The 15,587-nt window shown below is 56.6% G+C and carries 18 protein-coding genes; 6 read left to right on the forward strand and 12 right to left on the reverse strand.

What is annotated here, in order from left to right:
- Positions 1-249 precede the first annotated feature (249 nt).
- Entirely contained in the window at positions 250-660 is a 411-nt protein-coding gene (locus GKR98_06265; protein ID QMU57835.1) for a universal stress protein, read from the forward strand.
- Positions 661-736: 76 nt separating this feature from the next.
- Here GKR98_06265 and GKR98_06270 read toward each other — a convergent pair whose 3' ends face one another.
- Positions 737-1,435, reverse strand: a complete 699-nt coding sequence (locus GKR98_06270) for an alpha/beta fold hydrolase (GenBank protein ID QMU57836.1) — start codon at positions 1,433-1,435, stop codon at positions 737-739.
- A 64-nt stretch (positions 1,436-1,499) separates the two neighbouring features.
- On the reverse strand, positions 1,500-2,099 hold the full coding sequence (locus GKR98_06275) for a 2-hydroxychromene-2-carboxylate isomerase (protein QMU57837.1): 600 nt from the start codon (positions 2,097-2,099) through the stop codon (positions 1,500-1,502).
- 111 nt (positions 2,100-2,210) lie between these two features.
- Between GKR98_06275 and prs the strand changes: the two genes are divergently transcribed.
- Positions 2,211-3,224, forward strand: a complete 1,014-nt coding sequence (gene prs / locus GKR98_06280) for a ribose-phosphate diphosphokinase (protein QMU57838.1) — start codon at positions 2,211-2,213, stop codon at positions 3,222-3,224.
- Positions 3,225-3,524: 300 nt separating this feature from the next.
- Positions 3,525-3,914, forward strand: coding sequence for a DUF1801 domain-containing protein (locus GKR98_06285; protein ID QMU57839.1), 390 nt, complete (start codon positions 3,525-3,527; stop codon positions 3,912-3,914).
- Between the two features lie 199 nt (positions 3,915-4,113).
- Here the strand turns inward: GKR98_06285 and GKR98_06290 are convergent, their stop codons facing one another.
- Genes GKR98_06290 through GKR98_06300 form a run of 3 tightly spaced genes read right to left on the reverse strand, consistent with a single transcriptional unit; the run spans position 4,114 to position 7,517 of the window.
- On the reverse strand, positions 4,114-5,586 hold the full coding sequence (locus tag GKR98_06290; protein QMU57840.1) for a carboxypeptidase M32: 1,473 nt from the start codon (positions 5,584-5,586) through the stop codon (positions 4,114-4,116).
- A 2-nt stretch (positions 5,587-5,588) separates the two neighbouring features.
- Positions 5,589-6,728 carry a heme A synthase gene (locus GKR98_06295; protein ID QMU57841.1) on the reverse strand — a complete coding sequence of 380 codons (1,140 nt, stop codon included), beginning with the start codon at positions 6,726-6,728 and terminating at the stop codon, positions 5,589-5,591.
- A gap of 54 nt (positions 6,729-6,782) precedes the next feature.
- Positions 6,783-7,517, reverse strand: a complete 735-nt coding sequence (locus tag GKR98_06300) for a TrmJ/YjtD family RNA methyltransferase (protein ID QMU57842.1) — start codon at positions 7,515-7,517, stop codon at positions 6,783-6,785.
- A 74-nt stretch (positions 7,518-7,591) separates the two neighbouring features.
- Between GKR98_06300 and GKR98_06305 the strand changes: the two genes are divergently transcribed.
- Both GKR98_06305 and GKR98_06310 read left to right on the forward strand, forming a co-directional pair.
- The gene (locus GKR98_06305; protein QMU57843.1) at positions 7,592-7,921 is read left to right on the forward strand and encodes a hypothetical protein; all 330 of its coding nucleotides are present in this window, start codon (positions 7,592-7,594) and stop codon (positions 7,919-7,921) included.
- A gap of 45 nt (positions 7,922-7,966) precedes the next feature.
- Complete coding sequence (locus GKR98_06310; protein ID QMU57844.1) at positions 7,967-8,587, forward strand: thiamine phosphate synthase; 621 nt, start codon at positions 7,967-7,969, stop codon at positions 8,585-8,587.
- Here GKR98_06310 and GKR98_06315 read toward each other — a convergent pair.
- From GKR98_06315 to GKR98_06325, 3 genes are all read right to left on the reverse strand, one after another.
- The gene (locus tag GKR98_06315; protein ID QMU57845.1) at positions 8,584-9,423 is read right to left on the reverse strand and encodes a 1-acyl-sn-glycerol-3-phosphate acyltransferase; all 840 of its coding nucleotides are present in this window, start codon (positions 9,421-9,423) and stop codon (positions 8,584-8,586) included. The genes GKR98_06310 and GKR98_06315 overlap by 4 nt on opposite strands.
- Complete coding sequence (locus tag GKR98_06320) at positions 9,423-10,196, reverse strand: GNAT family N-acetyltransferase (protein ID QMU57846.1); 774 nt, start codon at positions 10,194-10,196, stop codon at positions 9,423-9,425. The genes GKR98_06315 and GKR98_06320 overlap by 1 nt, the downstream gene beginning before the upstream one ends.
- Positions 10,197-10,316: 120 nt before the next feature.
- The gene (locus tag GKR98_06325; GenBank protein QMU57847.1) at positions 10,317-10,505 is read right to left on the reverse strand and encodes a DUF3553 domain-containing protein; all 189 of its coding nucleotides are present in this window, start codon (positions 10,503-10,505) and stop codon (positions 10,317-10,319) included.
- Positions 10,506-10,542: 37 nt separating this feature from the next.
- On the opposite strand from GKR98_06325, the gene GKR98_06330 reads away from it, so the two are divergent.
- Positions 10,543-11,136, forward strand: coding sequence for a histidine phosphotransferase (locus GKR98_06330; GenBank protein ID QMU57848.1), 594 nt, complete (start codon positions 10,543-10,545; stop codon positions 11,134-11,136).
- Here GKR98_06330 and GKR98_06335 read toward each other — a convergent pair.
- From GKR98_06335 to GKR98_06350, 4 genes are read right to left on the reverse strand one after another with little or no spacing between them, the layout of a single operon-like run.
- Positions 11,126-12,391: a glutamate-5-semialdehyde dehydrogenase gene (locus GKR98_06335; protein QMU59992.1), complete on the reverse strand. Its 1,266-nt coding sequence runs from the start codon at positions 12,389-12,391 to the stop codon at positions 11,126-11,128. The genes GKR98_06330 and GKR98_06335 overlap by 11 nt on opposite strands.
- A gap of 42 nt (positions 12,392-12,433) precedes the next feature.
- Positions 12,434-13,534, reverse strand: coding sequence for a glutamate 5-kinase (locus GKR98_06340; protein ID QMU57849.1), 1,101 nt, complete (start codon positions 13,532-13,534; stop codon positions 12,434-12,436).
- Positions 13,522-14,556 (reverse strand): GTPase ObgE, encoded by a 1,035-nt coding sequence (gene obgE, locus GKR98_06345; protein QMU57850.1) that lies wholly within the window; start codon positions 14,554-14,556, stop codon positions 13,522-13,524. The genes GKR98_06340 and obgE overlap by 13 nt, the downstream gene beginning before the upstream one ends.
- Positions 14,553-15,584, reverse strand: a complete 1,032-nt coding sequence (locus GKR98_06350; GenBank protein ID QMU57851.1) for a GNAT family N-acetyltransferase — start codon at positions 15,582-15,584, stop codon at positions 14,553-14,555. The genes obgE and GKR98_06350 overlap by 4 nt, the downstream gene beginning before the upstream one ends.
- Positions 15,585-15,587: the final 3 nt, after the last annotated feature.

The raw sequence follows: 15,587 nt of genomic DNA on the forward strand, positions 1-15,587 counted from the left end.
ACCGGATTCCGAAAGATAAAATGCTGCCCCGTTGATAACGGCGCGCCGCCGCCCGGAAACTCACAGAGTTTCCGACCCGATTTCTTTTAAAGAAATAGCACGCCGGTCACCGGGCGCGATAAAGCGGCTCATTGGTCCCTGCGGAGCACTATTTTTACCCACCCCGCGCCAATATGCCCATTTGATTCACATCAAAGCGCCCGTTAGCGGGATGCAATAGTATGCAAATCATCAAACAAAGGACCCGCCATGTATGATCACGTTCTTGTCCCGGTCGCCTTCGATCACGACAATCTGGCCGTCGGCTCCCTTCCCGCTGCCCGTCATCTCTTGAATGAAGGTGGCAAAGTCACTCTCCTGCACGTGCTAGAGCAAATTCCTAGCTTCGTCGAGCAATACCTTCCCGACGGCACCGCAGACGCCAACCGTTCCGCTGCTCTGGACAACCTGAAACGTCTGGCAAGCGACGCCGGAGAAAACGTCTCAACCGCTGTGGTTCTGGGCCACGCCTATCGCGAGATCCTCGAGTTCGCCGATGACAATGATGTGGACTGCGTCGTCATCGCATCGCACAAACCGGGTTTCGAAGACTTCTTCCTGGGCTCCACAGCCGCGCGCGTCGTACGTCACGCCAAATGCGCTGTGCACGTCCTGCGCTAAACATTCGCCCAAGACAAAGGGCACCCCGAATTCGGTGGTGCCCTTCGTTTTCCGGCGCGCTTTCAAGCCCAAAAGCCTAGCCGCCAGCCTCCCAAACCAGTCGATCCCTAATTGCTTCGGCCACCGATGCCGGATGGGTAACCGCGACCATATGCATCGCGTCCGGCACGGTAATCCCTTCGGCATCCGGAATGCGCCGCCCTATAGCGTCGACGATCTTTGGCATCACCGAATGTGACCCGATGCCTTCGACCAGTGTCACCGGTATCTCTAACCCTTCAAGCCGCTCCGGTGACAACAACCCGGCCGGGTCGTCCCACAAGAACACATTCGACGCCAGGATCAGATCGATCTGATTGATGAACCCACGCCGGGCCCTTTCCTCGATGTCGTTCCACCGCGTGCCATCGCCCCACAATTCAACGAAGTGCTTTGTTGCCGAAGCCGCCTGCCCATCCGCCATCTTTTGCGCAAATGGCGACATGTCGCGTTGAATTTTATCAAACGAATACGATCCCCGCAGCGCCGCAAAAAACGGCGGCTCGATCATCACCAAGGAAGATACCCGCCCCGGCCGCTCAATCGCAATCCGAAGCGCCAGAACCGCCCCGTATGAATGCCCGATCAAAGGCACCGGCTCGCGCGGAAGCCTGTCCAATGCAATTTCCAGCGCCTGATCAGAATAATCCCGCGACCTGTCCCAGTCCTCGGCATCGCCATGCCCGGGCAATTCGATCGATATCGGTTCCACCGGCAAACCCAAGGCATCCAACAGCCCCGTCTAGGTGCCGCCGTGTCCCAATCCGCAATGTATCAAACCAAGGGGCTTGATCATATTTTTAAGGCTCTCCTGCCAGATGCCTTTCCAGCATCGCAATTCTGTCCTGCCCCCAGAACCGTGCCCCGTCATCCGTTATAAAGAAAGGTACCCCGAAAACGCCAGCCTTAACTGCCTCTTCCAGATTTGCTTCATAAGCCTGTGCCCCAGCCAACAAACCGCTATCGGCCAACGATGGATCAAACCCCGCGCCCTCCAGACAGGCCTTGATCACCGCATCCTCGGCGATGTCCTTCTCTTCGGCCCAACAGGCCCGCGCAATGGAAAACACCAGCGCCGCCAGATCACCACCGCCAGCCTCCTGCGCCGCGATCAACGCATAAGACGATGGTGCCGCATTGGTCGGAAAATGCGCAGGCTTCAAATTCATCGGCATTCCCAGATGCGCCGCCGAACGCTCCATCTCGATCAGACGATACTCCTGCCGGGAAATGTGCCTCTGACCCGGTGGCAACCCTCCGGTGCGCGAAAACAATGCCATCAGATCCAGCGGCTTGTAGGTGATCGTTGCCCCATACTTCTGTGCAACTTCTGCCGGACGGGTGCCCGCCATGTAGCAATTGGTGGAAAAAGTCGCGAGATAATAGTCGATATGAGGCATTTCGTCGTCGCTCCGGCATTGGAATGTTTGCGTGACCCTAGGCCCGTGCTAAGCGGTGTCAACGTCACGAATCCGTCATATAGCCACGGATCACAATCAGGACAGTGCTGCATGCCTAATATCGAAGAACCGAAGATCATCTCGGGGAACGCCAACCAGACACTCGCAAAATCCGTAACACGACGACTTTCCATGCACCACGGCGTCAGCGTCGGGCTGGTGGATGCAAGAGTCGAACGGTTCAACGATGGCGAAATTTTCGTCGAAGTCTTTGAGAATGTGCGCGGCGAGGACATGTTCATCCTGCAATCCACCTCGAACCCGGCCAACGACAACCTGATGGAACTCCTCGTTATGGCTGACGCGTTGCGCCGCTCCTCTGCGGCTCGCATCACCGCTGTGGTCCCCTATTTTGGATACGCTCGCCAGGATCGCCGCACCAAAGCCCGCACACCCATTACCGCCAAACTTGTTGCCAACATGATGGTTTCTTCCGGTATCGAACGTGTCCTGACAATGGACCTTCACGCAGCACAAATTCAGGGCTTCTTCGATATCCCGGTCGACAACCTTTATGCCGCGCCAGTCTTTGCGCTGGACGTCAAACACAAGTTCAAAGGCAAGCTCGACGGCGTCACCATCGTATCACCTGACGTCGGCGGCGTGGCCCGCGCCCGTGAATTGGCCCAAAGGGTGGGTTGCGCCCTAGCCATCGTCGACAAACGCCGCGAAAAGGCTGGCGAAATTGCCGAGATGACCGTCATCGGCGACGTCACCGGCCAGACCTGCATCATCGTCGATGACATCATCGACACCGCCGGCACGCTCTGCAAAGCGGCGGACACGCTCATGCAGGCCGGCGCGAAAGAAGTTCACTCCTACATCACTCACGGCGTCCTGTCAGGCCCGGCCATTGAGCGCGTGACCAACTCGGCAATGAAATCGCTGGTGATCACAGACAGCATCGAACCAACCGACGAAACCAAGGCCGCCAAAAACATCCGCATCGTTCCAACAGCACCGATGTTTGCCCAGGCGATCCTGAACATCTGGCACGGCACAAGCGTCTCCAGCCTCTTTGATCCGGAAACACTCGAGCCGATTTACGACGGTATGTATTCTTAAATAGCTGGCGCCAATCAGTACAGCATCCGCGCCATCAGCGCGAACATCGTGCCAAAAACGGCCACGATGGCCAGAATGTAATCACCTGGCACAGCGTCTTCGCTGCCGCGCAGGAATGCAACCAAACGTCTTGGCATGAAAAGCCCCCCAGCCTAATACCTGTGGGCATTCTAGCGGACCGAACCGGCCCAAATCCAGCGCGCACCGGGAAACAAATCGTTGCCAATTTGGCCGCTATGGGCACCAACGCCTTCAGACGCCAATATTTTCACGGGATAAAAAGCGCGATAGGCTGACCCAATGTCCGACCTATTCGCAAGCCTCACCGATCCTGAAAAACGGCATGAAGCCCGCGCCCTCGACGCCATTTTTCAGGACGTCACCGGCTGGAAACCGCGTGCCTGGGGCAAAATCATCGGCTACGGCCGCTACGCCTACACCTACGCCTCTGGCCGCAGCGGCGAATTCCTGGCCACCGGATTTTCCATGCGCGCCCGCGACATCTCGCTCCACATCCTGCCCGGGTATTCCGATTTCCCCGACATCGCCGCCCGCCTCGGCCCGCACAAACGTGGCAAAAGCTGCTGGTATCTGAAATCGCTGGACGGCGTTGATGACGCCGCTCTGCGCGACCTGATCCGGGCGGGACTCGACGATCTGGCGACCCAATGGGACATTACCCCAACCTGAAAGCGCAAGAGCCAGGAGCGACCTACACCATTATCGGCCCAAAAATATCCTCGCCGAAGGCACGCGGAGGCACTCCGCGCCCGGATTTCGTGTCGAAATCCGTTACCTTTTCTTTAACGACACCTTACCCCACCGCTCGGGTCCACCGACGTAATACCGACGTGAAACCGACGCGATACAGACAGGCCAATTGCCGCCGTCAAACCCCGTAAATCTCCCCGAATTTCGCATCGAGGTAGTCCAGCAATGGCGCCTCACTAGGGGCACCACCGATCGCCTGCGTCACCAAGTCTCGCGCCTCGAACACCCCACCATGGCGCTGAATTTTCTCACGTAACCAATGGGTTGCAGCCGAAGTATCACCCTTCGCGAAATCCCGATCCAAACCCGGAACATCCTTGCGCAAAGCACCGTGCAGACAGCCCGCATAGACATTGCCCAGTGCATAGGTCGGGAAATACCCGAACAAGCCCTCCGACCAATGCACATCCTGCAAAACACCATTCGCCGGCTCATCCACTAACATCCCGAAATCACTTGAAAATCTCGCGTCCCAAGCCTCGGGAAGATCCGCAACTGCCAGATCTCCCGCCACCAGCGCCCGCTCCAGATCAAACCGCATCAAAACATGCAAATTGTAGTGCACTTCATCCGCTTCAGTGCGAATGAATCCCGGATCACAACTATTTGTTATTGCGTAAAATTCCTCTTCCGATGCAACACCGAAATCCCCAAACGTATCCCGCATTTTGCCATAAACAAATCCCGTGAACGCCCGACTGCGCCCCAACTGGTTTTCATAGATGCGCGACTGGCTCTCATGCACCCCCATCGACACACCCTGACCTAGCGGCGTCAGAAGGTAGTCGCGGTCGATATTCTGTTCGTAACAGGCGTGCCCAACCTCATGAATTGTCGAATAAAAACAATCAAATGGGTTCTTCGGATCGGTCCGGGTCGTGATCCGAACATCCAGACCGGACCCCGACGAAAACGGATGCACCGCCTCGTCGATCCGCCCGTGCTGGAAGTCATACCCAAACACCTCTGCCAAAGCCGTCGATATCTTCACCTGCAAGGCCAGATCGAACTCCCGGTTCAAGGGTTCAAATCGCCGATCGGCTCCCAACACCCGGTCCCGCAAGTCAACCAGCCTTGGCCGCAACGCGGCAAACATCGCCTCCAGCTCGGCACCCGTCGCCCCCGGCTCATATTCTTGCAACAGGGCGTCATAGGCATCACCACCATCTGCCAATGCCGCCGCTTTCTCCCGCGCCAGTCCAAGAACGCCTTCAAGATGCTGGGCAAAATGATTGAAATCATTCGCTTTCCGCGCCTCAATCCAGGCGATGTGGCTTTTGGCACAGGCCTTCACCATGGCCGCCGAAAGCGCGGCTGGAACCTTTTGCGTGCGTTCATATTCACGCGTGATCAATGCAATCTGCCGCGCCTGAACAGACCCCTCCGGAGCCGCCATTGAAAGCCACTCACCAACCCGTGGATCGGTGCGACGCGCGTGCAAAACGCCATCCATGGCGGCCATTTCCTCGGCCCGCTGGTCAGTCGCGCCCTTCGGCATGACCGCTTCCATGTCCCAACCCAAACGCCCCATCACTTCGCCCAAAGCAATGGTCTGACGTTGAAACGCCATAAGCTCTTCATATGCAGACATATTTACCCCCGAATTGATTGCGACAGCGGGTACTGCGCCAGGAACCGCGCGCGCAGGGTCACCACAAACAGCAACACCGCCCCAAGCTGGTGTAGTATAGCCAACTGCCAAGGCACGAAATAAAGCAAAGTGAGGACGCCCAAAACCAACTGAAAACAAATCGCAGCCAAAACCACATTAAACGCAAACCGCGTTTGATCATTGCCAGACGCGCGCGACCGCCACCAAACAATACCGGTAAACAGGATTAAACCGTATGCGGTCATCCGGTGCAGGAACTGAACAAAACCGGGGCTTTCAAAGAAATTGCGCCATGCGGGTTCCAAAAAGAACGCGCCCTCGGGGAAAAACTGACCACCCATCAAAGGCCAGTCAGTGAAACTCAAGCCGGCGTCGATCCCGGCCACCAGTGCGCCAAGCAAAATCTGAACAAAGGTTAACCCGGCCAGCCACGCACCAAGGCGCATCAGCCCCTGCTCGCCCCCCCGGCGCGCCTGAAGCAGATCAGCATCGCGCCGCCCCAAGTGAAAGACATACCAGGCGATCAGCCCCAGGATGACAAACGCCAATCCCAGATGCACTGCCAGCCGGTATGACGCCACATCCAGCATCGTACCTTCCAACCCTGACGACACCATCCACCAGCCAATCGCACCCTGAAGCCCACCCAAAGCGCCCAATCCAACAAGCCGGCCGGTCCATCCGTTTGGGATCTGACTCCGTGCCAGAAAGTAGAAAAATCCAACCGCCCAGACCAAACCAATCACCCGACCCAACTGGCGATGGCCCCATTCCCACCAGTAGATTGTCTTGAATTCCGCAAGGGTCATCCCCTTGTTTTGCAACCGATATTCCGGGATTTCGCGATATTTGTCGAACTCGGCCTGCCACGCGGCCTCACTGGTCGGAGGCATCGCCCCCGTCACCGGCTTCCATTCAGTGATCGACAAACCGCTGTCGGTCAGCCGGGTCAATCCGCCCACCGCGATCATCACCACGACCAGCGCAAACAGCACCATCAGCCAGGCCCGGATCGCGCCCCGCGCACCCTTTTTGCCACTGTCGATCACCCCGCCTTTCGGGGCTTCGACCGGCTTGGTATTGCTGCCAACTTCTTCAAAGATGCTGCGCTTTTCACTCATCACCTGCTCCTCGTGATTGCGCGAAATGTAGGCCCCGCCACGATGCGCGTCCAGTCACTGCCCGCGCTCTTTCCAGCGGACCATCTGACGCAGCACCCCATGCAAAAGCTGCACATCCGCCCGCGTCATCGGCATCCGCGACCACATGTTTCGCATCGTCCGCTTCATGCCCTCGGCCTTGGCTTCAGGGTAGTAAAACCCCGCCACGGACAACCGATCCTCATAGTGATCCGCAAGCTTCTCAACCTCAATCTGACTGGCCATTTCAGTGCCTGCCAACTCCAGATACTCACCTTCAACCGCCTTGGCCTGACGCTGCCACTCGTAGGCTGTCAGCAACACGCATTGAGCAAGATTTAGCGAAGGAAATTCGGGGTTTACCGGAACCGAGATCAGGGCATTCGCCCGCGAAATATCCTCGTTCTCCAACCCTGCCCGCTCAGGCCCAAACATCACCGCCACGCTTTCACCCGCCGACATCCGCGCCCGTGCATCCGCCATTGCAGCCTCAGGCGTGAACACCGGTTTCGTCAGATCACGTTGACGCGCCGTCGTCGCATAAACAAACGTGCGATCCCCGATCGCCGACGGTAGATCATCATGCAGTTGCGCCTCGTCCAGTAACCGCCCGGCCCCACTGGCCATGGCCACCGCCTTCTGGTTCGGCCAGCCATCGCGCGGTGCCACAATCCGCATCCGGTCCAACCCGAAATTCCACATCGCCCGCGCCGCCGCACCGATGTTTTCGCCCATCTGCGGACGAACAAGGACAAAGACAGGTTGGTTCATGTATGCTGCACCCAATTGGATCGCCGGTGGGTTTAGGTTCCGAAGGGCGAAAGCACAAGGGAGGGCAAGGGAATATGGCCTATGACGAAGGACTGGCCGAGCTGATGCGCGGCGATCTGGCTGACATTAGCGGGATCAGCGAAAAGAAAATGTTCGGCGGCCTTTGTTTCCTGCTGCACGGCAATATGATCTGCGGCGTCCACAAGGGCGGCGGCATGGCCCGCATCGGCAAATCGCGGCAGGATGCAGCACTGGCCATCGAGGGCACCGCACCATTGTCCTTCACTGGACGGCCCATGGGCGGAATGGTCGATATTGACGAGGACTTGCTGGCTGACGACGCCCGCCGTGGCCAGATCATCGCGCTTGCCATGGAAAACGCACGCTCCCTTCCCCCCAAGTGATCCTCGCGCTATAGGCGGCAGAAGGTTTTGTAACGGAACAACAAAATGGCTGACGCCGAGCGCCCCCAGATTTACCTGATCTCACCGCCCGAGTTCGAACTGTCGTCCTTCCCGACGCAGTTGGCCGAAGTTCTGGACGCGCACGAGGTCGCGTGCATCCGCCTGGCCCTGTCCACCCGTGACGAAGATCGCCTGTCTCGCGCGGCAGACGCCTTACGCGAAGTGGCCCACGCCCGCGACGTGGCCATCGTCATCGACAGCCATGTCGGGTTGGCCGAGCGGCTGGGCCTTGATGGTGTGCATTTGACCGACGGCGCACGTTCGGTCCGCAAAGTGCGCAAGACCCTTGGCGCAGACGCCATTGTCGGCGCGTTCTGCGCAACCTCCCGACACGACGGTATGACCGCAGCCGAAAGCGGGGCAGACTATATCTCGTTCGGCCCTATTGGCGCGACAGCCCTCGGCGATGGCACTGTCGTCGACCCCGAGATATTCACCTGGTGGTCCGAAGTGATCGAAGTGCCGGTTGTGGCTGAAGGTGCTTTGAATGCTGAGAATATCGCTGAACTTGCCCCTGTCGCAGACTTCTTCGCAATTGGGGACGAGATTTGGGCCTCTGAAAGCTCCGCACAAGCGCTTTCAGACCTGATCGCCGCCATGAGCTAGGCTTCGGTGCCGTCGTCCGTATACGCGCCGCTCACGGCTTCTCCTGCCTCTTTGGCCAACGCCTTGCGGTCCGCAAACTCAGCGATCCGCAAAGGCCTGTGCCAGATCAATTCGACACCGCCCTGCCTCCGCGCTGCCAGCACTTTCAGCAGATGCGGCGCAAAATCCATATCGCCCCACCAGCCGTAAAACCGATCCTCCTCGCCTTCCGGGGCCTGATAGCGCACGGTCACGGGCTGAACCCACAAATTGTCCCGCAGCCTTTCAGCGAAGAACGCCGCGAACAGCGTTGGTTTAAAGGGCAACACTTGCCGCCCGTCGGTCGATGTCCCTTCGGGAAAAAACAGCAGCCGATGCCCTGCCCCAAGCCGATCTTCGAAAACCCGCTTCTGCGCCCCGGCGTCCCGCGCTGACCGCCGGATGAAGACCGTCCCCGTCGCCCGCGCTAGCCAGCCAATGCCGGGCCAAGCTGCAACTTCGGACTTCGCTACAAAATAGACCCTGTCGGTCGCATTCAACACGAAAATATCCATCCAGGAAGAATGGTTAGACACCACCGCGCCGGGATGCGCCATTGACACACCATGGCTCTGATACTGCATTCCAAAGACGCGAAACGCTGTGCGGCACACGAATTGTGTAATAAACGGCGTCCACGGTCGCCGGATCCCAAAAAAGGGCCTTTCGATCAGCCGCACAAAAAGCAAAACCGCCAGCCCGCCAAAGGTTACCGCTACGAATATCGATCCACGCAGCAGCACTAGTAGCCACCCCAGAGCCCCGATCCGCACCCGCGATGCTGCCTCGTCAGACTCCCAGGTCGGATCTCGCGTCATCAGCGCGCGTTCCGGTAAACGTCTGCCGCCCGTTCGTTCAATTGTTCTGTATCCAGGATCAAGCAAACGTCGATGGTGTTGAACTCGCGATCCACATAAGCCCCGTCGCCCACCGTCCCACCCAGACGCAAATAGGCCTTAATCAGCGCGGGCACGGCCTTCATTGCCGCCACTCTATCAATATCGTCCAACGGCATCAGATTCATCGACTGAAAAACTTTGGCGTGCGCTTTTGCACGCAGCTCGGGCGGTGCCAGATGCTTGTGATGCAACAATGAAAGCGATGGCGCCACGGCATCAACGTCCGTTCCATGAAAGCTCGCAACGCCGAACAGCACATCAATATCATGGTCATTCACATAATCTGACAACGCATTCCAAAGGTGATACATCGCCATGCCTCCACGGAAATCCGCATGCAGGCAAGACCGCCCTAACTCCAACAAGCGTCGTCCGGATGCCCGCAAAGGCGCGATGTCATACTCATCCTCAGAATAAAACCGGCCCAACTTGGACGCTGTCTCGCCGTCCAAAAGTCGATAAACTCCGACGACGTGATCCAATGCTTCAGCGTCGCGACGGCTATCAACCAGAATCAAATGATCGTAGTGCGGATCGAATTGATCCCTCTCAAAGCGACTTTCGTGATCAACCAGGGGCCCATCACCCCCAAGTTCTTCAATGAAAACCTTATAGCGCAGCCGCTCGGCGGCACGCAGATCCTGATCGCTGGTCGCAATCCTCGTTGAAAAGAAACTTCTGTCGCGGTCCATTTAGGCCCTTGGTCCAGCGGGTCCCTGCCTTCTAAAACCAGTGTCGCGCCAATGCAATCCTATGACACCATAGCGTTTATAATAGTCATTGATTACACGTTTAAGTTGCGTTACACATCATTAACTATGACTGTCGTAAACAGGAATTAGTTGAATTTTTTGTCCGTCTATAACCACTTTTCCTGTCTCGGGAAAATTCACGGTTACGCGGCCCTGAATATTGGATTGCACCTGACCAACTCCCCATTCCGGGCAGTCGGGGTGACGAACCAGCATTCCGGGCTCAAGAAGTGAGGTAAGATCAGACATATGACGACTTCCAAGATGACGACGAAAGGCGCGAACGATGGATGACAACCAGTTAAATGCGTTGATCGGTTCGCGCATATGCCATGACCTTATCAGCCCCATCGGTGCAATTGGCAATGGCGTTGAATTGCTGTCCATGTCCGGTTTTGGCGCTGCACCCGAAATTGCTCTGATTTCCGAAAGTGTTGAAAACGCGAATGCAAAGATCAGATTTTTCCGTATCGCTTTTGGCGCCGCCATGCCTGGAACAGCGGTTTCGACCGGTGAACTTCATTCGGTGTTGCGGGATATGTATCGCGGATCACGCATTCGCGTGAATTGGAAGATCGACGAAGGTCTGCCACGCAACGAAGTCAAACTCGCCTTCCTATTGCTACAATGTATCGAGAACGCCCTGCCATGGGGCGGAGAAATCACGGTCATTCGTCAAAGTGGGCAATGGCGTATCGAAGCACATGCCGAAAAGTTAAAACACGACCCCGAACTTTGGGATATCGTCACCAAAGGCAAATTGGAAAGCAGCGTCGCAGCATCCGAAGTGCACTTTGCGCTCGTCCCGATCGCCATGCGCGACTCTGAACGTCAGATCGCGGCATTTCTAGGAGATACGCAGATTTCCCTTAGCTTCTGATCGTTCCGTCGCCGACAACAAGATATTTGAAACTAGTCAGCTGCGCCGCCCCAACCGGGCCGCGTGCGTGCATCTTGCCAGTAGCAATGCCAATCTCTGCTCCCATGCCGAACTCGCCACCATCGGCAAACTGTGTCGAGGCATTTCGCATCAATATTGCGCTATCCAGATTGGAAAAAAACTGCGCCGCCGCGCCGTCGTCTTCGGTGATGATGGCATCGGTGTGATCTGATCCAAACTCACGGATATGACTGATCGCTTCGTCAATGTTATCAACAACTTTGGCGGCAATCTTCATATCAAGATATTCATGCCCCCAATCTTGCTCGCCGGCTGCCGCAACACCATCGATGGATTGAACAGTGACGTCGCCCATCACTTCGACTCCAGCGTCCAACAATGATTTGACGACACCTTGGCCGACAGTCTGGAAGACGTCACGGTGGATCAAAAGACACTCGGCGGCGCCGCAAATTCCAGTGCGGCGCGTCTTTGCATTCAACACTACCTTCAGCGCCTTTTCAGGATCGGCCTCGGCATCAAGGTAAATGTGAACAATGCCTTCAAGATGGGCAAAAACAGGCACACGCGCTTCGCGCTGAACCAGCCCAACCAGACCCTTCCCGCCCCGGGGGACAATCACATCAATATAGTCCGTCATCGTTAGCATTTCGCTGACAGCGGCGCGGTCTCGTGTCGGCACCAGTTGAATGGCTTCCTCAGGTAGGCCAGCGCTGCGCAACCCTTCAACCAGACAAGCGTGGATCGCTCCCGAAGAATGAAAACTCTCGGATCCGCCCCGCAAAATCACCGCATTCCCGGCCTTTAAGCATAGCGCGCCAGCATCAGCCGTCACATTGGGTCGACTTTCATAAATTACGCCAATGACACCCAGAGGGGTTCGGACTCTTTGGATGTGCAAACCACTTGGCCGGTCCCATTCTTCAGTAATCTGGCCAACAGGATCATCCTGCGCTGCAACAGCACGCAGTCCGTCGCAGATTCCCTGAATACGATCTTCAGTCAGCAAAAGACGGTCCAGCATAGCTGGCGATAGCCCTTTCTCTCGACCAAATTCCATGTCTTTGGCGTTTGCAGCAATAATCTCGTCGCGGCGAGCCCACACAGAATCTGCAGCCAGGTTCAAGGCCTTTGACTTTACTTCCGCCGGGGCAACAGCCAGCTGAACCGACGCAGCTTTTGCCTTTGCGCCGATATCCTGCATCGCTTGTTGAATGTCCAAAGCGTCTTTCATCACATCCATCTTTTTCACCGCGCTACTTTACCAAAACGGTCCTCAAACTGCCATGTCGTCCCTGTGTATCAGGGCCGCTCTACCCGGATATCCTAGTATTTCCTCAATTTTACCCGAACGTTGACCACGGATCGCTAGGGCTTCATCGGCTGTGTATCGGGTCAATCCCTGGCCCAAAGTTTCACCGTTCGCGCCCTTGATTGTCACCGGGTCGCCGCGGCCAAAGGCACCGAAAACATCAGTCACGCCTGCGGGCAAAAGCGACTTTCCATGCCCCAATGCTCGCGCAGCACCGTCATCAATGGCAATCTCTCCACGCGGCTTCATGGCCGCAATCCAGCGTTTACGGGCAACTTGCGGATCAGTTTCCGGCGTGAACCAGGTAACCGGCGCACCCTCTTCCAGACGCCGTAGCGGATTGACCGGTGCGCCCAATGTGATGGCCATTGCAGCACCACCAGCTGTCGCGGTTTTGGCGGCCATCAACTTGGTCTTCATCCCGCCCTTCGAAAGTCCAGTGCCAGCATCGCCAGCCATCAACTCGATCTCGGGCGTAATGCGATCAATGACCTCGTAACGCTTGGCTTCAGCATCTGTCTTTGGGTTGGCTGAATAAAACCCATCCACATCAGACAAAAGCACCAACACGTCGGCACCAATGGTCACCGCAATCTGCGCCGCCAACCTATCATTGTCGCCGTAGCGGATCTCATCCGTCGCGATGGTGTCGTTCTCGTTCACAATCGGCACCACCCCAAGCGACAACAGCTGCTCCAACGTCGCGCGACTGTTCAGGTACCTCCGCCGATCCGTGCTGTCTTCCAGCGTCACAAGAACTTGCGCCGTAGAAATGCCAAAAGGTTCCAATGCTTCTTCATAAGCACGCGCGAGTCGGATTTGTCCAACGGCAGCAGCAGCTTGGCTCTGCTCCAGTGGCAAAGTTCCTCTTCCCAGATCAAGTGCCGCCCGGCCTAATGCGATCGAACCCGAGGATACCAAAACAACATCAACACCGCGACCACGAAGCGCAGAAACATCCTCTGCTAATGTCTTTAGCCATGCCTTTCGAAGACGGCCGCCCTCAACCAATAAGGCCGAGCCGATCTTAACGACAACGCGTTTTGCTTCCGTCAGGGACGCCACGGCCCTGGCTCCTCAACTTGTTCTTTCTGACGCAACCGATCCGAGTCAATTTTTGATCGAACCATGCGTAGCACATCAATCAACCCTTCCCGACTGACCCCACTCATCAAATGTACCTTGCCAGCAACTTTCTCGAGTTCCGCAACTTTTTCGGCACGCTCCTCGTCATCCAACGCGTCAATTTTGTTCAATGCGGTTATGCGCGGCTTGGCCGCCAATTCGCCACCATATGCTTCAAGCTCGCCAATGATTGTTTGCCAATCAGCGGCCACATCTTGTGACGTGCCATCGACCAGATGCAGTAAGACCGCGCAGCGCTCAACATGCCCCAGAAATTTGTCGCCAATACCTTTGCCCTCATGTGCGCCTTCAATAAGGCCCGGAATATCAGCGACAACATATTCAACATCGTCCACGCCAACCACGCCCAGATTGGGGTGGATCGTTGTGAAAGGGTAATCAGCGATCTTCGGGCGCGCGTTGGATGTCGCTGCCAAAAACGTCGACTTCCCGGCATTCGGCAATCCAAGCAATCCCGCATCCGCAATCAATTTCAACCGCAACCAGATCTCCAATTCGACACCAGGTAGTCCGGGGTTTGCGCGTCGTGGAGCCTGGTTGGTGGACGATTTGAAATGCAGATTTCCAAATCCGCCATTGCCGCCTTGAGCCAAGAGAACCCGGTCGCCCACTTGGGTCATGTCCGCGATCACGGTTTCTTCGTCCTGATCGAGGATTTCTGTGCCAACCGGCACCCGAAGGACGATGTCATCACCCCCCTTGCCGGTGCGCTGCTTGCCCATGCCGTGCTGGCCATTTTTGGCAAAGAAATGTTGTTGGTATCGAAAATCAATAAGCGTGTTCAGCCCTTCAACTGCTTCGGCCCAAACATCGCCACCCTTTCCGCCATCTCCACCATCGGGGCCTCCGTACTCAATGTATTTCTCACGCCGAAAACTGACGCATCCGGCGCCGCCGCTTCCGGATCGGATATTCACGCGTGCAAGGTCGAGGAATTTCATGACCAGATCCTAAGGGTGTCTCGGGTGATGGCGTATGTGATCACGGGCGAAGGCTCAAGCCTTGCCTTTGACTTACCGATCCCATGGCCTGTTTGTTGGAAGCCCAGTTTCTGTAGAACCCGACCAGATGCCGGGTTGTCATCAAAATGATCTGCCGCAAGCCTGTTGATCGGGAAACGGTCGAATATTTCTGGCAAGAAAGCTGACATCGCCTCGGTCGCAAAACCCTGACCCCAATATTCCTCGCCAAGCATATACATCGCCGACAACAGCGCACCGCCGATGCCGACCGCTCCAATTAGCCTGCTTTGACACTCAATCCCAATCATGAAACCGGGATAACCCTGCCAACTTCGCTGGTTCAGATAGTCTTTTGCGTCATTCAACGACCAGCCGTTCGGGATGGATGCCGTGCCACGGTTCACAGAAGGTGTCGTAAGTGACCAAAAGCCTTCCGCATCGCCCTCTTTCCAAGGCCGCAGCACCAAGCGGGGCGTGAATAACGTCAGATCTTTACGCGACTGCCAACGGTCACGTGTCAGTCGCATTTCGGCGGACAGAACTTCCTGATTCAAAGACCGGGCATCGCGCAAGCTCTCCCCGACAATTTCGAACCCAAGTGCGCTCAGCACCCCCGCGGAGCGTTCATTTCCTTTAAAATACCCTGAAGTTAGGACAGTTCGATCTGAAACAGAGAACCAATGATCAACAACGGCTTTCGCTGCCTCAAACCCGTATCCCTTGCGCCACGCAGGGCGCGCCAGCCAATAGCCGATCTCATCTTCCAACCCAATGACACCCTGAAGCCCGATGGAATCACAGATGCCCCAAACCAGAGTGCCCTCTGAAATGGTTTTCTCGAGAAACCAAACGGCATCCTCACGAGAATAGGGATAAGGAACGACCGATAGCCAACGACTGACATCGTAGTTGCCAACACCTTCAACAAGCGCATCAGCATCAGTCATTTCCAAGGGACGAAGCGTCAGACGCGGCGTCCGAATAACGGGAAGCGCCGCGTGTGACATGGG

Origin of the sequence: Boseongicola sp. (assembly GCA_014075275.1) — a bacterium.
Taxonomy (GTDB): domain Bacteria; phylum Pseudomonadota; class Alphaproteobacteria; order Rhodobacterales; family Rhodobacteraceae.